At 63.9% G+C, this 18,646-nt stretch carries 18 protein-coding genes and 1 pseudogene; 8 read left to right on the forward strand and 11 right to left on the reverse strand.

Annotation, left to right across the window (positions count from 1 at the left end; genetic code table 11):
• The first annotated feature begins 134 nt into the window (after nucleotides 1-134).
• The 5 genes from pbpC to AC0L2A_RS28040 all read left to right on the forward strand — a co-directional run bounded on the left by pbpC (nucleotide 135) and on the right by AC0L2A_RS28040 (nucleotide 6,423).
• Nucleotides 135-2,240 carry a penicillin-binding protein 1C gene (gene pbpC, locus AC0L2A_RS28020; protein WP_473611537.1) on the forward strand — a complete coding sequence of 702 codons (2,106 nt, stop codon included), beginning with the start codon at nucleotides 135-137 and terminating at the stop codon, nucleotides 2,238-2,240.
• A 272-nt stretch (nucleotides 2,241-2,512) separates the two neighbouring features.
• Nucleotides 2,513-3,541: a sulfate ABC transporter substrate-binding protein gene (locus AC0L2A_RS28025; protein WP_473611538.1), complete on the forward strand. Its 1,029-nt coding sequence runs from the start codon at nucleotides 2,513-2,515 to the stop codon at nucleotides 3,539-3,541.
• A 32-nt stretch (nucleotides 3,542-3,573) separates the two neighbouring features.
• Entirely contained in the window at nucleotides 3,574-4,425 is an 852-nt protein-coding gene (gene cysT / locus AC0L2A_RS28030; RefSeq protein ID WP_473611539.1) for a sulfate ABC transporter permease subunit CysT, read from the forward strand.
• Nucleotides 4,418-5,302 (forward strand): sulfate ABC transporter permease subunit CysW, encoded by an 885-nt coding sequence (cysW, locus tag AC0L2A_RS28035; protein ID WP_023798668.1) that lies wholly within the window; start codon nucleotides 4,418-4,420, stop codon nucleotides 5,300-5,302. The genes cysT and cysW overlap by 8 nt, the downstream gene beginning before the upstream one ends.
• An 80-nt stretch (nucleotides 5,303-5,382) precedes the next feature.
• A complete protein-coding gene (locus tag AC0L2A_RS28040; RefSeq protein WP_473509220.1) occupies nucleotides 5,383-6,423 on the forward strand; it encodes a sulfate/molybdate ABC transporter ATP-binding protein in 1,041 nt (346 codons plus the stop codon).
• 18 nt (nucleotides 6,424-6,441) lie between these two features.
• Here the strand turns inward: AC0L2A_RS28040 and AC0L2A_RS28045 are convergent.
• Nucleotides 6,442-6,561: pseudogene (locus AC0L2A_RS28045) on the reverse strand (type II toxin-antitoxin system VapC family toxin); the annotation flags it as partial.
• A gap of 379 nt (nucleotides 6,562-6,940) precedes the next feature.
• Between AC0L2A_RS28045 and AC0L2A_RS28050 the strand changes: the two are divergent.
• The gene (locus tag AC0L2A_RS28050) at nucleotides 6,941-7,927 is read left to right on the forward strand and encodes a sulfate ABC transporter substrate-binding protein (protein ID WP_091600295.1); all 987 of its coding nucleotides are present in this window, start codon (nucleotides 6,941-6,943) and stop codon (nucleotides 7,925-7,927) included.
• Between the two features lie 252 nt (nucleotides 7,928-8,179).
• Nucleotides 8,180-8,629 carry an RrF2 family transcriptional regulator gene (locus AC0L2A_RS28055; protein ID WP_027154320.1) on the forward strand — a complete coding sequence of 150 codons (450 nt, stop codon included), beginning with the start codon at nucleotides 8,180-8,182 and terminating at the stop codon, nucleotides 8,627-8,629.
• 37 nt (nucleotides 8,630-8,666) lie between these two features.
• Here AC0L2A_RS28055 and AC0L2A_RS28060 read toward each other — a convergent pair whose 3' ends face one another.
• The 10 genes from AC0L2A_RS28060 to AC0L2A_RS28105 all read right to left on the reverse strand — a co-directional run bounded on the left by AC0L2A_RS28060 (nucleotide 8,667) and on the right by AC0L2A_RS28105 (nucleotide 18,000).
• A complete protein-coding gene (locus AC0L2A_RS28060; protein WP_473611541.1) occupies nucleotides 8,667-9,194 on the reverse strand; it encodes a gluconokinase in 528 nt (175 codons plus the stop codon).
• A gap of 29 nt (nucleotides 9,195-9,223) precedes the next feature.
• A complete protein-coding gene (locus tag AC0L2A_RS28065; RefSeq protein WP_023798663.1) occupies nucleotides 9,224-10,210 on the reverse strand; it encodes an ABC transporter permease in 987 nt (328 codons plus the stop codon).
• Nucleotides 10,207-11,187 carry an ABC transporter permease gene (locus AC0L2A_RS28070; protein ID WP_023798662.1) on the reverse strand — a complete coding sequence of 327 codons (981 nt, stop codon included), beginning with the start codon at nucleotides 11,185-11,187 and terminating at the stop codon, nucleotides 10,207-10,209. Before AC0L2A_RS28070 ends, AC0L2A_RS28065 begins: the two co-directional genes overlap by 4 nt.
• The gene (locus tag AC0L2A_RS28075) at nucleotides 11,184-12,752 is read right to left on the reverse strand and encodes a sugar ABC transporter ATP-binding protein (protein ID WP_473611542.1); all 1,569 of its coding nucleotides are present in this window, start codon (nucleotides 12,750-12,752) and stop codon (nucleotides 11,184-11,186) included. Before AC0L2A_RS28075 ends, AC0L2A_RS28070 begins: the two co-directional genes overlap by 4 nt.
• Before the next feature lie 69 nt (nucleotides 12,753-12,821).
• Nucleotides 12,822-13,946, reverse strand: coding sequence for a sugar ABC transporter substrate-binding protein (locus AC0L2A_RS28080; protein WP_473611543.1), 1,125 nt, complete (start codon nucleotides 13,944-13,946; stop codon nucleotides 12,822-12,824).
• 328 nt (nucleotides 13,947-14,274) lie between these two features.
• Entirely contained in the window at nucleotides 14,275-15,303 is a 1,029-nt protein-coding gene (gntR, locus tag AC0L2A_RS28085; RefSeq protein ID WP_473611545.1) for an HTH-type transcriptional regulator GntR, read from the reverse strand.
• A gap of 248 nt (nucleotides 15,304-15,551) precedes the next feature.
• Nucleotides 15,552-15,773: a hypothetical protein gene (locus tag AC0L2A_RS28090; protein WP_473611546.1), complete on the reverse strand. Its 222-nt coding sequence runs from the start codon at nucleotides 15,771-15,773 to the stop codon at nucleotides 15,552-15,554.
• A 122-nt stretch (nucleotides 15,774-15,895) separates the two neighbouring features.
• A complete protein-coding gene (locus tag AC0L2A_RS28095; protein ID WP_473509232.1) occupies nucleotides 15,896-16,306 on the reverse strand; it encodes an SRPBCC family protein in 411 nt (136 codons plus the stop codon).
• Nucleotides 16,303-16,626: an ArsR/SmtB family transcription factor gene (locus AC0L2A_RS28100; RefSeq protein ID WP_128175152.1), complete on the reverse strand. Its 324-nt coding sequence runs from the start codon at nucleotides 16,624-16,626 to the stop codon at nucleotides 16,303-16,305. Before AC0L2A_RS28100 ends, AC0L2A_RS28095 begins: the two co-directional genes overlap by 4 nt.
• A gap of 141 nt (nucleotides 16,627-16,767) precedes the next feature.
• A complete protein-coding gene (locus AC0L2A_RS28105; protein WP_473611548.1) occupies nucleotides 16,768-18,000 on the reverse strand; it encodes an MFS transporter in 1,233 nt (410 codons plus the stop codon).
• A gap of 180 nt (nucleotides 18,001-18,180) precedes the next feature.
• Here AC0L2A_RS28105 and AC0L2A_RS28110 point away from each other — a divergent pair, with 180 nt between their 5' ends.
• Nucleotides 18,181-18,468 carry a DUF3175 domain-containing protein gene (locus tag AC0L2A_RS28110; RefSeq protein ID WP_473611549.1) on the forward strand — a complete coding sequence of 96 codons (288 nt, stop codon included), beginning with the start codon at nucleotides 18,181-18,183 and terminating at the stop codon, nucleotides 18,466-18,468.
• The last annotated feature ends 178 nt before the right edge of the window (nucleotides 18,469-18,646 follow it).

The following is an 18,646-nucleotide window of genomic DNA, read 5'->3' on the forward strand; positions in this document are numbered from 1 at the left end:
CCCCGTATAGTGACGGGGAGAAAGAGGCCTGCGCCGGAATTTTCGCCAAACTCGAACGCTGCAGAAAAGCCCCTGTGGGCCGTGACAGCCCCCTTCTCCCCGTCACTATACGGGGAGAGGGTGCCGGCAAGCGGATGAGGGACAGCGCCGTGCTCTCCAAAAAATTCCTGCGCCGTTCAGCCATCGCCGCCGCCTCCCTCTCGGGCTTCGCAGCAATCGCCGCCGCCACCCTTTGGCAGCTCGACCGCGCCTTTCCGCCGCCGCTGCCGGCGGCGCTGACGGTATCGACCGAAGTACAGGACCGCGACGGCCAGCTGTTGCGGACCTTTGCCACGCCGGACGGCTATTGGCGGCTCGCCACCCGCCTCGATCAGGTCGACAGACAGTTCGTCGACATGCTGGTGACTTACGAGGACAAGCGCTTCTGGGATCATGAAGGCGTCGACGTGCTGGCGCTGGCCCGCGCCGTCGGCCAGTTCGTGACCAATGGCCGAATCGTCTCCGGCGGCTCGACGCTGTCGATGCAGCTCGCCCGGCTGACCGAACCGCGCGACAGCCGCAGCCTCGGCTCCAAGCTCAAGCAGCTGCTGCGCGCCCTGCAGATCGAGCGGCGGCTCAGCAAGCGCGAAATCCTCGAACGCTATCTGACGTTGGCGCCCTATGGCGGCAATCTCGAAGGCGTGCGCGCCGCCTCGCTGGCCTATTTCGGCAAGGAGCCGAAGCGGCTGGACGTCTCGGAGGCGGCGCTGCTCGTCGCGCTGCCGCAACTGCCGGAAAAGCGCCGGCCCGACCGCAACCTGGCAATCGCCCAAGCCGCCCGCGACCGGGTGCTGACGCGCATGGTCGCATCAGGCCTGCTCGGCGAGCGCGAGGCCGCACGTGCCGCGCTTGACGATGTTCCTGCCAGTCGCCGCCCGCTGCCGGCACTCGCCGCCCATGCCGCTTATACAGTGCTGCCCCGGGCCGTCCCCGGCCAGAAGCTGCGGCTGACGATCCGCAAGAGTGTCCAGGAAGGGCTGGAACAGGTGGCCAGGGATGCCGCCGCCAGGCTCGGCCCTCGCCTGTCCGTCGCCATGGTGCTGGCCGACGCCCGCACCGGCGACATCCTCGGCGAAGTCGGCTCCGCCGACTATTTCGACGCCAGCCGCTCCGGCTGGATCGACATGACCAGGATCGTCCGCTCGCCCGGTTCGACGCTGAAACCGTTCATCTACGGGCTCGCCTTCGAGCAGGGATTGGTGGCGCAGGAAACGCTGATCGACGACAGGCCGACGGATTTCTCCGGCTATCGGCCGAAGAATTTCGACATGGGCTATCAGGGCGACGTCAGCATCAGGCAGGCGCTGCAGCTGTCGCTCAACGTGCCGGCGATCAGTGTTCTCGACGCGGTCGGGCCGGCGCGGCTGCTCGCGCGCTTCCGGAAGGCCGGCGTCACGCCGATCCTGCCCGTCAACAAGGCGCCGGGTCTCGCCATCGGCCTTGGCGGCGTCGGCGTGACGCTGCGCGACCTCGTCCAGCTCTATGCCGGGCTCGCCAATGGCGGCAAGGCACACACGCTGCATGACGGCACCGAGCCGGCGAATGCCGAGCGCTCGACCGCTACCATCCTCGACGATCAGGCGAACTGGCAGATCACCGACATATTGTCGGGCGTCAAGCCGCCCGAGGGCGCCGCCCAGCGCGGCATCGCCTACAAGACCGGCACCTCCTACGGCTACCGCGATGCCTGGTCGGTCGGCTTCGACGGGCGCTATGTGCTGGGCGTCTGGGTCGGCCGCCCCGACGCCGGCGCGGTGCCCGGCCTGTCCGGCTATGTCTCGGCCGCACCGATCCTGTTCGAGGGCTTTGTCCGCTCGGGCCTGGCTGCCGTGCCGCTGCCAGGCCAGCTGGCCGGCGTCACCAGACCCAGGCGCGACGATCTGCCGGTGACATTGGCGCGCTTCGGCTCTGGGATCGACGGCCTGGTCCAGGCGACGCCGACCGAGCCCGCGCCGACGATCATCTTTCCGCCCGACGGCGCCCACGTCGATCTCGGCGCCACCGCCGCCGACGCCACGCCACTGGTGCTGAAGCTGCAAGGCGGCCGCGCCCCGTTCCGCTGGCTGGCCAACGGCAAGCCGCTGGTCGGCATCGACCGGCGGCGTACTGCGACCTGGCAGCCGGACGGCGCCGGCTATTCGACCCTGACCGTGATCGACGCGGCCGGGCGCGCGGCCAGCGTGAAAGTGTTCGTTGAATAGAATGCGCCAAGCGATTCAGGGAATTGGCTTTCCATTAGGTCGGCGAGTAAGCAGGACACGCTCGACTCCTCAGGCCATTGCCGAGGCGCGACCTGTCACTAGATAGATTGCTTCATGTGCCCGGATTCGGCACTGCAGCGTTGCGTGGAAAGAATTTCTTCGTGATGCCGAAAGCCGGCGAAAAATTGCTTCATAAAGCCGAAAAAAGCAACACTGATTGCATCTAATTTCTACCAATTCAGTAGATTGAGGTGATCTCAACGGAGGCGGAAATGACCAATCCTCATTTCAGGAGACTGCTCGGCGCACTGGTCGCCACATCTGTCCAGTTCGGCACGCTCGGTTTCGCGTTTGCCGATACCACCATCCTCAACGTGTCGTATGACCCGACGCGTGAGCTTTACAAGCAATTCGACGAGGCCTTCGCCGCCCACTGGCAGGCCGAGACCGGCGAGACGGTAACCGTCCAGCAATCGCATGGCGGGTCGGGCGCACAGGCCCGCGCCGTGATCGACGGCCTCGACGCCGACGTGGTGACGCTGGCGCTCGAAGGCGACATCAACGCCATCGTCGAGAAATCGAAGACGATCAATCCCGACTGGCGGACCAAGTTCGAGAACAATTCGGCGCCCTACACCTCGACCATCATCTTCCTCGTCCGCAAGGGCAATCCGAAAGGCATCAAGGACTGGGGCGATCTGGTCAAGGACGACATCCAGGTGATCACGCCCAACCCCAAGACTTCGGGCGGCGCACGCTGGAACTATCTCGCCGCCTGGGCCTATGCCAGCGCCAAGGATGGCGGTGACGAGGCCAAGACCAAGGAATTCGTCGGCAATCTCTACGCGCATGTTCCGGTGCTCGACACCGGCGCGCGCGGCGCAACTGTGACCTTCGCGCAAAAGGGGCTCGGCGACGTGCTGCTGGCCTGGGAAAACGAGGCCTATCTGGCGCTCGACGAATTCGGCGCCGACAATTTCGATATCGTCTATCCGCCGACCTCGATCCTGGCCGAGCCGCCGGTCGCCGTGGTCGACGCCAATGTCGATGCCAAGGGCACGCGAAAAGTCGCCGAAGCCTATCTGAGCTACCTCTACTCCAAGGAAGGCCAGACGCTGATCGCCAAGCACCACTATCGTCCGTCGAAACCAGAACTGGTGCCGGCCGAGGACCTCGCGAAACTGCCTGAGATCAAGCTGATCACCATCGACGATCCGCTTTTTGGCGGTTGGAAGAAAGCACAGCCTTACCATTTCGGCGACGGTGGTATATTCGACCAGATCTACAAGCCGGCCCAGTAGACCCAGTTAGCTAGACTCTAGATCAGGACGACATGACCACAGCACCCGCCAAGGCGGGGTGGCGGTTCAGACAGCCGAGCGTCATTCCGGGTTTCGGATTGACGCTCGGCTTCTCGCTTGCCTACCTCACGCTCATCATCCTCATTCCCCTGTCAGGGCTGATCTGGCGATCGGCCGCGCTTGGCTGGGCCGATTTTTGGGCGATAGCCACCGACCGCCGCACCATCAATGCGCTTGAAATCAGTTTTGGCACCGCCTTCATTGCCGCCATGGTCAATGTCGTCTTCGGCACGATCGTCGCCTGGGTGCTGGTGCGCTACAGCTTTCCGGGCCGCCGCATCGTCGATGCCATGGTCGACCTGCCCTTCGCATTGCCGACGGCGGTGGCCGGCATAGCGCTGACCACGCTCTACGCGCCGAACGGCTGGCTCGGCAGCCTGCTGGCGCCGCTCGGCATCAAGGTCGCCTATACGCCGCTCGGCATCGTCATAGCGCTGATCTTCATCGGCCTGCCCTTTGTCGTGCGCACCGTCCAGCCGATCATGGAGGAGATCGACAAGGAGGTCGAGGAAGTGGCCGCCACGCTCGGCGCCACTCGCTTCCAGACCATCGCCCGGGTCCTGCTTCCGGGCCTGGCGCCGGCCATCGTCACCGGTTTCGCGCTGGCTTTCGCGCGCGGCGTCGGCGAGTACGGCTCCGTCATCTTCATCGCCGGCAACCTGCCCTACAAATCCGAGATCGCGCCGCTTCTGATCGTCATCCGGCTGGAGGAATACAATTATGCGGCGGCGACCGCGATCGCGGCGATCATGCTCGCTTTGTCGTTCGTGATGCTGCTGGTCATCAATCTGGTGCAGACGTGGAGCCGCAAGCGCTATGGCTGATCCGGAGATAAAATCCTACGCACCGCACCACGAAAGCCAATCGGCGGCAGTGACCGAAAGCCGCCCGGCGAAAGCCGTGCTGATGATCGTGACCTTTGCCTTCCTCGGCATTTTCCTGCTGTTGCCGCTGATCGTCGTCTTCAATGAAGCCTTCGCAAAGGGCATCGGTGCCTATACCGAGGCGCTGACCAATCCCGACACGCGTTCGGCGATCCACCTGACGCTGCTGGTGGCGGCGATCTCGGTGCCGCTCAACATCGTCTTTGGAGTCTCCGCCGCCTGGGCGATCGCCAAGTTCGAGTTCAAGGGCAAGGCCTTCCTGACCACGCTCATCGACCTGCCGTTTTCGGTTTCGCCGGTCATTTCCGGCCTGGTCTATGTGCTGTTGTTCGGCGCGCAAGGCCTGTTCGGCGCCTGGCTGAAGGCGCATGGCATCGTCATCCTGTTTGCCGTGCCGGGCATCGTGCTGGCCACCATCTTCGTCACCTTCCCGTTCGTCGCCCGCGAACTGATCCCCTTGATGCAGGAGCAGGGCAACGGCGACGAGGAGGCGGCGCTGTCGCTCGGCGCCAATGGCTGGCAGGCGTTCTGGTACGTGACGCTGCCCAACGTCAAATGGGGGCTGCTCTACGGCGTCTTGTTGTGCAATGCCCGCGCCATGGGCGAATTCGGCGCGGTCTCCGTCGTGTCGGGCCACATACGCGGACTGACCAACACCATGCCGCTGCATGTCGAAATCCTCTATAACGAATACAATGCCGCAGCCGCCTTCGCCGTCGCTTCACTGCTTGCGGGCCTGGCGCTGGTCACGCTGGTCTTGAAAACACTTCTCGAGATGCGCTACGGCGCCGAGCTCGCCGCGACGCGCGGACACTAGTGCATGTCGCCCAAAAGTGTGTAGCGGTTTTGGGGATGACGACATGCATGAAACAAAGATTTTGAAAAAAGGGACGGTTGATGGAAGTTCGCGTTGCCAACGTGCGCAAGGAGTTTGAGCGGTTTCCGGCGCTCCACGACGTTTCGCTCGACATCAAGTCCGGCGAACTGATCGCGCTGCTCGGGCCGTCCGGCTCCGGCAAGACGACGCTGCTCAGGCTGATCGCCGGGCTGGAGCGGCCGACGAAAGGCAAGATCTTCTTTGGCGAGGAGGATGCGTCGCAAAAGTCGATCCAGCAGCGCAATGTCGGCTTCGTTTTCCAGCATTATGCGCTGTTTCGCCATATGACGGTCGCCGACAATATCGGCTTCGGCCTAAAAGTTCGGCACGGGCCGTCACGGCCGTCGGCGCAGGAAATCCGCCGCCGTGCCTCAGAGCTTCTCGACCTCGTCCAGCTTTCCGGCTTGGAAAAGCGCTATCCGGCTCAGCTTTCGGGCGGCCAGCGCCAGCGCGTGGCGCTGGCCCGCGCGATGGCGATCGAACCGGCCGTGCTTTTGCTGGACGAGCCGTTCGGCGCGCTCGACGCCCAGGTCCGCCGCGAATTGCGCCGCTGGCTGCGCGACATCCATGACGCCACCGGCCACACCACGGTCTTTGTCACCCATGACCAGGAAGAAGCGCTCGAGCTTGCCGACCGCGTCGTGGTGATGAGCCAGGGCAGCATCGAGCAGGTCGGCACCGCCGACGAAATCTACGACACGCCGAATTCGCCCTTTGTCTACGGCTTCATAGGTGAATCGAGCGTGCTTCCGGTCAAGGTCGAGGACGGCCAGGTCTGGATCGCCGATCGCCCGATCGGGCTGTCGGCGCCGCAGGCGCCGCGGGGCGAAGCAACGCTGTTCTTCCGCCCGCACGATGTCGACCTGGTCGACGAATGCAATGGCTGCATCGCCGGCACGGTCGCCGCCAGCCGCCGCGTCGCCGGCACCAGACGGGTGGAGCTCGAAATCGGCGGCGAGCGCCAGCGGGTCGAGATCGAGCTGCCGGTCGACCATCCGGCGGCGCAGAAGAGCCGGGTAGCGTTCAGGCCGCGGCGCTGGAAGCTTTTTCCGGCTGCTTGATCCCCTTCCGGCGCTACTCAGCCAGTTCTCGACCTTCAGGCCCTTGATCCGGTTGAACTCTCCCATGTTGGCGGTTACCAGGGTGGTGTCCAGCGCGTAGGCATGGGCAGCAATAAAAAGGTCGTTTTGGCCAATAGTGGCTCTGCCCGCCGGGTCTCGGATCATGTCGCTGACAAGTTGGTGTCCAGCATGAGCCGCATTAAAAAATTCTTTCGGATTTGACAGGCATGTCGTCGGTTCCGGGGAAGTCGTCCTCGGGACCGAGCGGTGGCTCTTGCGCCCATTGCGCGAGCCGCGCCGAGAGGCCAGTGTCGCGATGCAATCGTCTTGCCAACGCATGGGGACCGCTGCCCAGGTGCTTCGCAAGACCCCGGGTGAAAGAAAATCCTAGCAACGGCCTGGAATGGGAACATTTTTCTCGTGAGGGCGTGGTGAAGCCGCTCTGCGTGTCTCGTCGCCCACCATGCCTTGCCGCTATGGTTCGGGAATAAGCGCACTGCATCGGAGCCCTGTTTTCATGAAGCGATTTTTGCTTGGCGTCGCCACATTGGCCGGCCTGTTCCTCGCATCCTCCCAAGCCTGGTCGGCCGACAAATTGCTGAACGCGTCCTATGATGTCGGCCGCGAACTGTTTGCGCAGATCAACAAGGCCTTCGTCGCAGAGCACCCCGGCGTGACCGTCGACCAGTCGCACGCCGGGACGTCGGCGCAGGCGCGTGCCATCGCCGAAGGCCTCGGCGCCGATGTCGTTACCTTCAACCAGGTCCTCGACATCGACTTCCTGGTCTCGAAGGGGCTTATCTCCGCCGACTGGCAGAAGGACTTCCCCGACAACGCCTCGCCTTTCTATTCGCTGCCGTCCTTTTTGGTGCGCGCCGGCAACCCGAAGAACATCAAGGATTGGAACGATCTCGTGCGCGACGACGTCCAGGTGATCTTCCCCAACCCGAAAACGTCGGGCAATGCGCGCTACACCTATCTCGCGGCCACCGCCTACGCCAAGGAGGCCTTCAAGGGCGACGACGCCAAGGTCAAGGAATTCGTCACCAAGCTGTTCAACAACGTGCCGATCTTCGACTCTGGCGGGCGCGCCGCCACCACCACCTTCGTGCAGCGTGAGATCGGCGACGTGCTGATCACCTTCGAGTCGGAAACGCGCGGCGTCCGCAGGGAGTATGGCGACGACAAGTTCGAGCAGGTGACGCCCTCGGTCAGCCTGCTGGCGGAGTTTCCGGTGGCGATCGTCGACACGGTCGCCGACGAGCATGGCACGCGTGACCTCGCCAAGACCTATCTCGACTTCCTCTACACGCCGCAGGGCCAGGACATCGCCGCCCGCAACGGCCTGCGGGCTCGCGACGCGGCGGTCGCCACCAAATACAAGGCCGAGTTTCCCGACGTCCGGCTGCTGACGGTCGAAGATGTCTTCGGCGGCTGGGCCAAGATCCAGGCCGAGCATTTCGCCGCCGGCGGACTGCTCGACCAGACCTATGGCAGCCGCTGAGCCAAGCGATCTTCGAAATCGATAGAAAGCCGGCTTTTGCCGGCTTTCTTCGTTTTTCGCGCTCCGGACAGGTGATTTCCCGCACGTTCCTAGCGCGCCGTCCAAAACGTCACGAAGAATCAACGTGTTTGTGCCTACTGTGCCCGCGGACGGCTTGTTTCGCGAAACTGCATCGCGCGACAAAACGTCATGATTTGCACACAAACAACCGCCAGATGCGGGCGGTTGGGGTTTTCATGAACTGAATCGGGCATGCTTACCAAAAAAGGCAAATACGGCCTCAAGGCCCTCGTACACCTGTCAGGCTTGCCGGTCGGCCAGCTGGCGTTCGTCAACGACATTGCCGTCGCCAACAACATCCCGAAGAAATTCCTCGATGCCATTCTGGGCGAATTGCGCAATGCCGGGTTCGTCCAGAGCCGCAAGGGCAAGGAAGGCGGCTATCGCCTCGCCCGCCCGGCCTCCGAGATCAAGATCGGCCATGTCGTGCGTGTCCTCGACGGGCCGCTGGCGCCGATCCCTTGCGCCAGCCGCACCCAATATCAGCGCTGCGATGATTGCGACGAGGCGACATGCCAGGTCCGGAACATGATGCTGGAGGTGCGCCATGCGATCGCCGAGGTGCTGGACAATCGCAGCCTCGCCGCCATGCGCGACGCCGACAATGACGATTTTCCAGTCGAACTGACGTCACAGATCTGATCTGGCGTCTTGAAGCGGAATCGGCGCCAGCGAACCCTCATGAATTCGACTCGAACAGGCTTGTGACGTCGGCGACGATATCGGCGATCGCACGCGTCGCATCGAGCGTCAATGCATTCTCGTCGGCTGCCGGCGGTTCGAGCGTGGCGAACTGGCTGTCGACCAGGCTTGCCGGCATGAAATGGCCCTGGCGAGAGCCGACACGCTGCTTTGCGGTCGCCGGATCGATTTCCAGGTAGAGGAACAAAATGTCCTGGCAAAAGCCGCGCAAACGCTCGCGGTAACTGCGCTTGAGCGCCGAGCAGGCGGCGACGACGCTCTGCCCATCGCCGACCGGTCCGGCAATGCGCAGGCCGATCGCGTCGAGCCAGCCTTCGCGCAATGCGTCGGTCAGCGGCTCGCCGCTTGCCATGCGTGCGACGTTTTCCGGTGGATGCAGCCTGTCGCCCTCGACGAAGACAGCGCCCAATGCCGCCGCCAGCGCTTCGCCGACCGCCGACTTGCCACAGCCGGCGACGCCCATCACCACGACGGCCGGTGCGGGCCGAATGCGTTTCCTCTGCATTTGTGCTGTCTTTTCGTCCACGATGCGGGTCAGCGGCTGGCCGGCGCGCGGCCGTAAAGCAGGAGCATGGCGACGATGACGACGCCATAGATGATCTGCCGCCCCGCCTCCGGCATCTGCATGACGGAAAGAATGGATTGCAAAAGCGTGATCAGGATGACTCCCGCGACCGTGCCGAGATAGGAGCCGCGGCCGCCGAGGATCGAGGTGCCGCCAAGCACCACCGCAGCGATCGACGGCAGGAGATAGGCGTCGCCCATCGACTGCGCCGCCTTGGAGGCATAGCCGGCCAGAAGGACGCCGCCGAAGGCGGAGAGCCCGCCGGATACGGCGAAGGCGATCAGCACCACGCGCCGCGTGTCGATGCCGGAGAGGTAGGCGGCGCGCTCGCGGTTGCCGATGCCGTAGACCGTGCGGCCGAAGCCGGTGCGGGTCAGCACGAAAACCATCGCAGCACCGATCAGCGCCCAGATGACGACGGCATTGGGCACGCCCGGAATGGCAAAGCCGGTCGCCAGATAGCGCATCGCCCGGGTCGCCGAATCCTGTGGCGAGAAGCCGCCGGTATAGACCACCATCAGCCCTTGCGCGACGGCATTGGTGGCGAGCGTGATGATCATCGAGGGAATGCGCAGATAAGCGACGCCGATGCCGTTGACGATGCCGATCGCGACGCCGCAGAAAATGCCGAACGGGATCGCCAGCGCCACGCCGAGCGGGCCGTAGGCGGCGGCCGCACAGGCCATCATCGCGCCCGTCGCCACCGACCACGGCACCGACAGGTCGATCTGCCCAAGCAGGATGACCAGCATCATGCCGGTGGCGATGACGCCGAGAAACGACGCCACCTTGAGCTGCTGCAGCAGATATTCCGGCGACAGGAAGCTGCGCGAATAAAGGCTGCCGACAAACAGCAGCAGCACGATGCAGGCAAAGGCGGTCAGCACCGCAGGGTCGGCGCGGCGGATGAATTTCGGCATGCGGCCGGCGATGCCGGCGATGGTCGTTTCGCTCACAGGAACCACTCCAGCCGGTTGCGGACCCTGAACAGGGCGAAGGCGCCGAGGCTGACGGCGATCAGCAGGATGACGCCCTGGAACAGCGGCTGCCAGAGCGGATCGAAATCGAAGACGAAGAGCAGGTCGCCGATGGTGCGGAAGGCGAGCGCGCCGAAAATCGCGCCGATGGCGCTGCCCTTGCCGCCGAACAATGAGACGCCGCCGAGCACCACGGCGGCGATCGAGAACAGCGTATAGGCATTGCCGCTGGCATAGGCCGCCTCGCCCGTATAGGTGAAGAAGGTCAGGAACAGCCCGCCGATCGCGGCGAGCAGGCCGGCCAGCGCATAGGCGGCGAATTTTCCCCGGCGGATCGGCACGCCGGACATGTAGGCTGCCATCTCCGAAGATCCTGCGGCATAGGCCGCGCGCCCAAGCACCGAGCGGCTGAACGGCACCCAGACGACGAGCACGATGGCCAGCAGCGCCACCAGGCTCGCCGGCACCACGCCGAACAGCCGCCCGGTCAGCGCGTCGGCAAGATCCTCATTGACCGAACCGCCCGGGAACGGTCGCAGCAGCAGCGCGATGCCGAAATAGACCGCGCCGGTGGCGATGGTGGTGACGATCGGCTGCAGCCGTCCGTAGATGACGATGGCGCCGTTGATCGCCCCGCACAGCAGTCCGGTGCCGAGCACCGCGACGACACCGAAGGCGGTCTCGATGCCGGTGCCGATGACCAGCCATGAGGCCAGGCAATTGGTCAGCAGAAAGATCATGCCGACGGAAAGGTCGATGCCGGCGGTGATCACCACCAGCGTCTGCGCCATGGCGACGAAGGCAAGCAGCACGCCCTTGTTGGAAGCCGTCTGCACGACATTGGCGGTAAAGCCGGCCGGATGGTTCGAGGTGTAGATCGTGAACATCACGATGAAGATGCCGAACGCCAGCAGCGTTCCGCGTTGTTCGGCAAGCCAGTAGCGCCAATCCTTCACGCGTCTGCTCCTCGGGCTGGCGTCTTCGCCATGCCTCTGACGGGCATCTCTTCGCCATGGATGTTGAGCGCGCTGGCGATCAGCGCCCGCTCGGTGATCTCGGCGCCGACCAGCTCGCGCTTGACCGCTCCGTCATAGAGCACCAGCACCCGGTCGCAGCAGCCGATCAGCTCGTCATAGTCGGTCGAGTAAAACAGGATCGCCGCGCCCTGGTCGGCGAGCTTGCGCATCAGCTGATACAGTTCCTGCTTGGTGCCGACGTCGATGCCGCGCGTCGGGTCGTTGAGCAGGATGATGCGCGGCTGCCGCATCAGCCATTTGGCGATGACCACCTTCTGCTGGTTGCCGCCGGACAGCGCGCCAACCGGGATGTCGAGGCCGGCCGTCTTGATCGCCAGCAGGGCGACCATGTCGTCGATCAGCCGCTGCTCGGCGGCACGGTCGATGATGCCGGCCCTGGACAACCGGTCGAGTGCGGCGAAGGAGAGATTTTCGCGCACCGTCATCGGCAGCATCAGGCCTTCGGTCTTGCGGTCCTCCGGGATCAGCGCCATGCCGATCCGGTCACCGCGGGCCTTGGCCGGGCTGGCGATCGCCACCGGCTTGCCGTCGATCAGTATCTGGCCGCTGAGGCCGCGCAGCACGCCGAAGAAGGCGAGCAGCAATTCGCGCTGGCCCTGGCCGTCGAGGCCGCCGAGGCCGACGACCTCGCCTGCCCCGACCGTAAGCGAGATATTGTCCAGCCGGTCGGTCCACGACAGTTCTCGCGCCTCAAGCACCGGAGCGGTTATAGGCGGGGCGCGCACCGGCTTCGGTGGAAAAATATGGCTGTATTCGCGGCCGATCATCAGCTCGACGACTTCATTGTCGCTCTTCGAGCCCGCAGCATAGCTGGCGACGTTGCGGCCGTTGCGGTACACCGTGCACTGGTCGGCCAGTTCGGCGATCTCGTTCATCCGATGCGAGATGTAGAGCAGCGCCAACCCTTCCGAGCGCAGCCGCTTCAAGACGCCAAAAATCTTGGCGACGTCGGCCGCGGTCAGCGCCGAGGTCGCCTCGTCGAGGATCAGGATGCGCGGCTTCCTGGCAAGTGCTTTGGCGATCTCGACCATCTGCCGTCTTGAAAGCGGAAGGTCCTTGACCAGCGCCAGCGGGTGGATGTCGGCGGCGCCTGCACGCGCCAGGGCTTCCTCCGCGATGCGTCGCTGCGCCTTGCGGTCGATCATTCCGAACCGTTTCGGCGGATCGGAAATGACGATGTTGTCGGCGACGCTGAGTTCGGGGACGAGCGACAATTCCTGGAAGATGCAGACGATGCCGGCCTGGTTGGCCGCGGCCGGCGACGCGAAGCTCACCTCGCTTCCGTCCAGCATCATGCGGCCTTCGTCAGGCGCGACGACGCCGGCCATGACCTTGATCAGCGTCGATTTGCCGGCGCCGTTTTCGCCGAGGATGGCGTGGATGCTGCCTGGCGTGACCGAAAGCTCGGCCTTTTCCAGCGCCCGCACACCGCCATAGCGCTTGGATATGCCCTCCATGCGGAAGAGCGGAACCGCACCGTCCATCGGCCCCTCCCAAGGCGCTTGTTCTTCGGGACTGGCGCCGCGGAATACCCGCGGCGCCGAGCGATCAGCCTACTGGTTCTCCTTGCTCTGGCCCATGATTTCCTGCGCAGTGAAATTGATGCCGCAGGTCGGGAAGGAATTGCCGACGAAGAAATTGTCGGACTGGTCGGGGAAATAGTCCTCGCCCTCCTTGAAGTTCGGATCCTCGACGATCGCCAGCGGCAGCTTCACCGCCTGCGGGACGACCTGGCCTTCGAGCGCGGCGATCGCCGTCTTGATGGCGACCGCCACCTGGGCGGGTCCGGTTCCGGCCGACGAGCATTTCAGCCCTTCTGAGGCAAACTTGGCGCAGAATTTGCGAAAGCCATTCTCCGTTTCGCCGCCGAACGGCACGAACGGATGCTTGGCGTCGATCATCGCCTGGACGATGCCGGTGTCGCCGCCCTGCCCGGTGACGCCGTCGAAGGGACCGTTGGTGGCGATCGCGTCGGCCGTAGCCTTTTGCGCGACGCCATCGTCCCATTTGCCGACGACTTCGGTGACCTCCCACTTCTTGCCCGAAGCGTCGAGGGCCTCATGGATGCCGTTGTGGCGGTCGGTGTCGACCGACGTGCCGGCAACGCCGCGCACCTCGAGGAGCTTGCCGCCATTGGGGATATGCTTGATCAGCCAGTTGGCCCACAACTCGCCAAGGCCTTTCTGGTCGACATTGACGTTGATGGCGTCCTTGGTGTCGAGGATGTTGTCGAAGGCGACCAGCACGACGCCGGCTTGCTTGGCGCGCTTGATGACCGGACCGAACGCCGTCGGATTCTGCGCGTTGACGACGATCGCGTCATAGCCGGAATCGATGAAATTGTTGATCGCCGAAATCTGTGCCGGCACGTCTTCGCCGGTCGAGACGACCTTGAATTCCTTGAGTTTGGCCGCGACCTCCGGCTGCGCCGCATAGGCTTTTGCCGTCTGCACCATCTGGATGCGCCAGGTGTTGGCGATATAGCCATTGGCGAGCGCGATGCGGTACGGGCTTTCCTTCTTGGGAAACTTGAAGAACTGCGTGTCGGCGGCCCATGGCGCGAAGCATTCCGGCTCGGCGGATGGGCCTGCGACGATTTCGGGTTCGGCGAGCGCCGACGAACTCAGCATGACGAATGCAGTGGCGGCGACGACGCCACCTACGAGTGACTTGATCATCGATATTCCTCCCAGTTGCAGTTTCTGATTGTTCTTACGCGTCTCGCGTGCCTGGCTCGGCACCTCCTGCCTTGCCGTCGCGCTTTCAGGGTGGCCGAATGCCGACCCGATCTCCTCCCTCGTGGCTCAGTAAACCGGAATAAAAACTATCATATTATACATAATAAACAAGCATCAGCTGTCGCTTATATATAATAAACAGACTTTCGCTCTTTCGCGAGCTTTCGCCTGGATAGAACTGGTAGCGCTACCATGACGTAGAGTAAAGCGGCATTTGGCGATGCCTGCAAGCGCTTTCAGCGGCCAGTGCTTTCAGCGGCCAGTACTTTCAGCGGGAAGTGCTCTCACGGCGCTTGAGTTCGAAGCCAAGGTCTACGACCGGTTGTTGCGGCCGCTTGCCTGCAATCGCCGCGAGCGCCATGGCGACCGACAGCCGGCCGATCTCGTAGCGAGGCGTCCGGACGCTGGTGACCGAGGGGAAAGCCACTTCCATCATGTCGAGATCGTTGAAGCCTGTGATGCCGATCGTCTTCGGCACGGCGATCGAGGCGCGGTGGCACTCGAACAGCGCGCCGAGCGCGATGTCGTCATTGTTGCAGAAAACCCCGTCCAACGTCGGCACCTTGGCCAGCGCGTCGCGAAACAATTCGCGCCCGAGCGTCACGCTGGACGGCACCGGCGTGGTGGTGACAAGCCGCGCGTCGAACAGGCCGGCCGCCTCCATCGCCGCGCGATAGCCGGCCAGACGCCGCTGCGAGCGCGGGTCCATGCGCGCGCCGACGAAGCCGATGCGGCGATAGCCCATTTCGATCATGTGCTCAGTCGCCGCCCTGCCGCCATCGAAATGCGAGAAGCCGACCATCATGTCGACCGGATCGGGGCCGGTCTCCATGACCTGCACCACCGGGCAGCCGGCCGTCTCGAGCAGTCTTCGCGAAACTGGCGTCTGGTCGATGCCCGCCACGATCAGCGCCGCCGGGCGCTGCGGGCCGAACACCTGCAGCAGCCGTTCCTCCTCGAGGCCGGAATAATGGGTGTTGCCGAACTGGATGCGGTAGGAGCTGTCGGACAGGCTGTCATAGATGCCGCGCAGCACTTCGGCAAAGACGCTGTTGGTGAGCGACGGCACCAGCACGCCAAAGACCTCGGCGCGCGCCGAAGCCAATGCTCGCGCATTCGGATCGGGCAGATAGCCGAGCTCATCGACAGCAGCCTCGATCTGGCGGCGCAGATCCTCCGAAACGCGCTCCGGCTCGCGCAAGGCACGGGAGACGGTAATGGCGCCGACGCCGGCCTTGCGCGCGACATCGGCGATCGTCGGACGGCCGCCGCCACGGCGCGAGCGCGGTTTGGTCATAGCCTGGTCCCGAACGCGGCGCCCTCGCCGAAGCGCGACCGCGAAATGCTGTTCAGCGTCTTTGCCACTGTCGCCATGCCAATCCGACTTTGCCGCACCCGACTTGCCACACCCGTCTGGCGTCGCGCAGCCTTACCCCATTGTCAAGCGAACCGGGCAGGACGCTACCCGAACTCGGGTAGCGCCACTGTTTGAATTTCGGCTGTGGGTGGTGAGCGGGCGTCTTGTCGTCCACCGTGCTCGGTCTTCTACGCCGTGCGTCGTCCGCTGCGCCAGTTCGTGGCATAGGGCAACGCGAACAGATAGAGACCGCTGAGCATGAGCAAGCCGAGCGGGCTCAGCGGCATGAGATATACCCAATAGGCCGGCTCGACACCTACGCCCAAGGTGATGAAGATGGCAGTGACGACCGCCGTAAAAATGATCGACAGCCAGCGGTGGAATTGCCGGATCCATTTGTTCCAGTTCATTTGGGACCTCCTCTGAAGACGAGCTGCACGCCCGCTTGGCGGCTTTTTTGCTACCTTGTTTCGTTGACAGACGTCTTGTTGGGCATTGCGTTCGCCCGCAGATGCCTATGGCGCCGGCACGCCTATTCTATTCGCGCCAGGACCTGCTCCAGCTTCGCAAAGAACCGCTGCCATCCGTGTTGGGCGCCCTGATAGTACTGCTGCTGATCCGGCCGGAAGCCCAACTGCTCCATGCGCAGATGGGTCCCCGTGCTCGTAGGGGTGAGCGTCCACGTGACGACACTTCTGAGATCCTTGGTATCCCACGTGTAAGACAGCGTCTTGTTGGGCTCGACTGCCTGGACCTGACAGTCGACCGTCCCCCAGTCCGCGCTCAGATTGAAACGGTGCCCCTCGTCTGGCTTGAAATCGTTCTTCATCAGCCACTCCTCGATCAGGTGTGATTGGGTGAGCGCGCGCCAGATCTTTTCCGGCGGAAAAGCGACCTCCCGTTCAACAATGACGGCGCGCGTTTCGGTCTCGGTATTGATCATTGGTCCATCCTTTTGAGCAGATCTTCGAGGTTGTCGAACCGGCTTTGCCAGAACCCAGCCATTTGGTTTGTCCAGTCGATCAGCGGCGCCAGGGCGCCGAACTCCGCGCTGTAGTGCGTGTTGCGGCCTTCGTGGCGGTCGCGCACCAACCCGGCCTGCTTCAACACCCCAAGATGCTTTGACACGGCCGGTTGTGAGACCCCGGCCCGAGCGGTCAGGGCCGCGACGGTCTGGTCTCCGTCGCGACACAGCCGCTCGAAGATGGCCCGTCGCGTCGGATCGGCAAGCGTTTTGAAGAGGATCTCGTGGGGCTGTGACATGGCGATCGATAACTCTCTGGCTATTGAAAACCAATAACCGCCGAGATATGTGTAAGTCAAGCAGGAACCTGGACCGGGCTCCGCGTCACGGGGGGCTCACCCCATGTCGCTGCCATCGCTCTGGGCCAGCGGGGTCAGTGCTCAGGCCATCGCCGCGGCGCTGCGTCGCGCCTTCCACAACAGCAGCACCATGGCCGCTATGTTCAGCAGGTTCCAGGCGATGCCGTTGAGGAACGCGGCGGCGTAGGAGCCGGTCAGATCGTAGATCCAGCCCGACATCCAGCCGCCGATTGCCATGCCGAAGATCGTTGCCATGATTACGATTCCGACGCGCTGGCCGGCCTCTTTGGCGGGCATGTATTCGCGCACGATGATGGCATAGCAAGGCACGATGCCGCCCTGCGACAGGCCGAAGACCAGCGAGACGACGTAAAGCGACGCGAGCCCGTCGAAGGGGATGTAGAACAACAGCGACAGGGCTTGCAGCACCGAGCCGATTAGCAGGGTTTTCACGCCGCCGATGCGATCGGCAAGGAAGCCGGACGCCAGCCGGCTGACGACGCCCGCCGCCATCATGATCGACAGCATGTCGGCGCCTCGCGCCACGCCGTAGCCGAGATCCATGCAATAGGCGACGATATGGACTTGCGGCATCGACATCGCCACGCAGCAGCCAAGGCCGGCGACGACGAGCAACACCTGCAGCGCTGCCGGTGACAGCGAGATCGGCTGGACCGGCCGGCTGCCGGGTGAACCGGGAGCGGCGGCATGTGGTGCGCCGCGCCTGAGCAGCAGGATCAGCGGCAGCATGGTGGCGAGGCAGATGACGCCGATCGCGGCATAGGTGAAGCGCCAGCCCTCGCTCTGCATGACGTAGGGCATTGCCAACGGCCAGATCACCCCGGCGAGATAGCTGCCGGCGGCGGCAGCCGTCACCGCGACGCCGCGGCGGCGGTTGAACCAGTGCGAGATGTCGGCGATCAGCGGCCCGAAAATCGCCGACGTGCCGACGCCGATCAAAAGTCCCTGGACAAGGGTGAACTGCAGGATCGAAGTGGTCAGCGACGCCAGCAGGAATCCGGTACCAAGCGTCACCGAGGCAATGAGCGCCGGTATCCAGTAGCCGATGCGGTCGATGGCGCGGCCGACCAGCACATTGCCGACGGCGAAACCGGCCATGGTCGCGGTATAGGGCATCGAAGCGGCGGCGCGATCGACGCCGAATTCGGCCTGCATGGCGGGCAGCACCACGACCACCGCCCACATGCCGACACCGCCGATCGTCGCCAGCAGCATCGAGATGCCGAGCCGCAGCCAGGCATAGGCGCTGTCTATGCCGGGGCTGCTCGGCCGGCTGGAGGCGGTTGTGGTCAAGGCGTTTCCTGTCCGCGGTTGTGCGCAAGTCGACGGGTTCGACACCACTATCGGCAGGATTGACGGCGCCGTGCAGCGCCACATCGCGCAATTGCGTGGCTCCAGAGATTTGAGCTGCAGTGGAACGGTGGCCGCCTTCCCGGAGTTTTTCATCAAACTTAGCAATGGAAGGAGCTTGTCATGACCGCGAAAAGGAAATGGTCGGCCGAGGTCACCGAGCACAGCGATGCGCTGGACCTCGAGGACCATATCTTCGAATCCCACGACCCCAAGAAGATCGCAGCCTCGTTGAAGCGATCGGCCGAGCACAGCGACCGGCGCAAGGCCGAGCCGTTCCAGTCCGCCATGTCGATGCTGAATTTTTACATCAACCGCGCCGGCACGAACCTGCCGGCCAAGCAGAAGAAAGTGCTGGAGGACGCCAAGGACGAACTGCGCGCCGTGTTTGGGCGCCCGAGAGAACACTGAGCAAGGAGCGAAGCGACGCGGCGCAGACCCTGGGAGCCATTCCGTGACAGCCGCCGAAGAATGCAACGGCTCAGAATAAAAGCGCTCTGTAGCGATCCTTCGCGCCCCCCTCTGTCCTGCCCTCTTTGCCAAGACTCGACATCTCCCCCACTTGGGGGAGATCGGCAGCTTCGCGGAT

The sequence above is a fragment of the Mesorhizobium sp. WSM4844 genome (assembly GCF_055811775.1).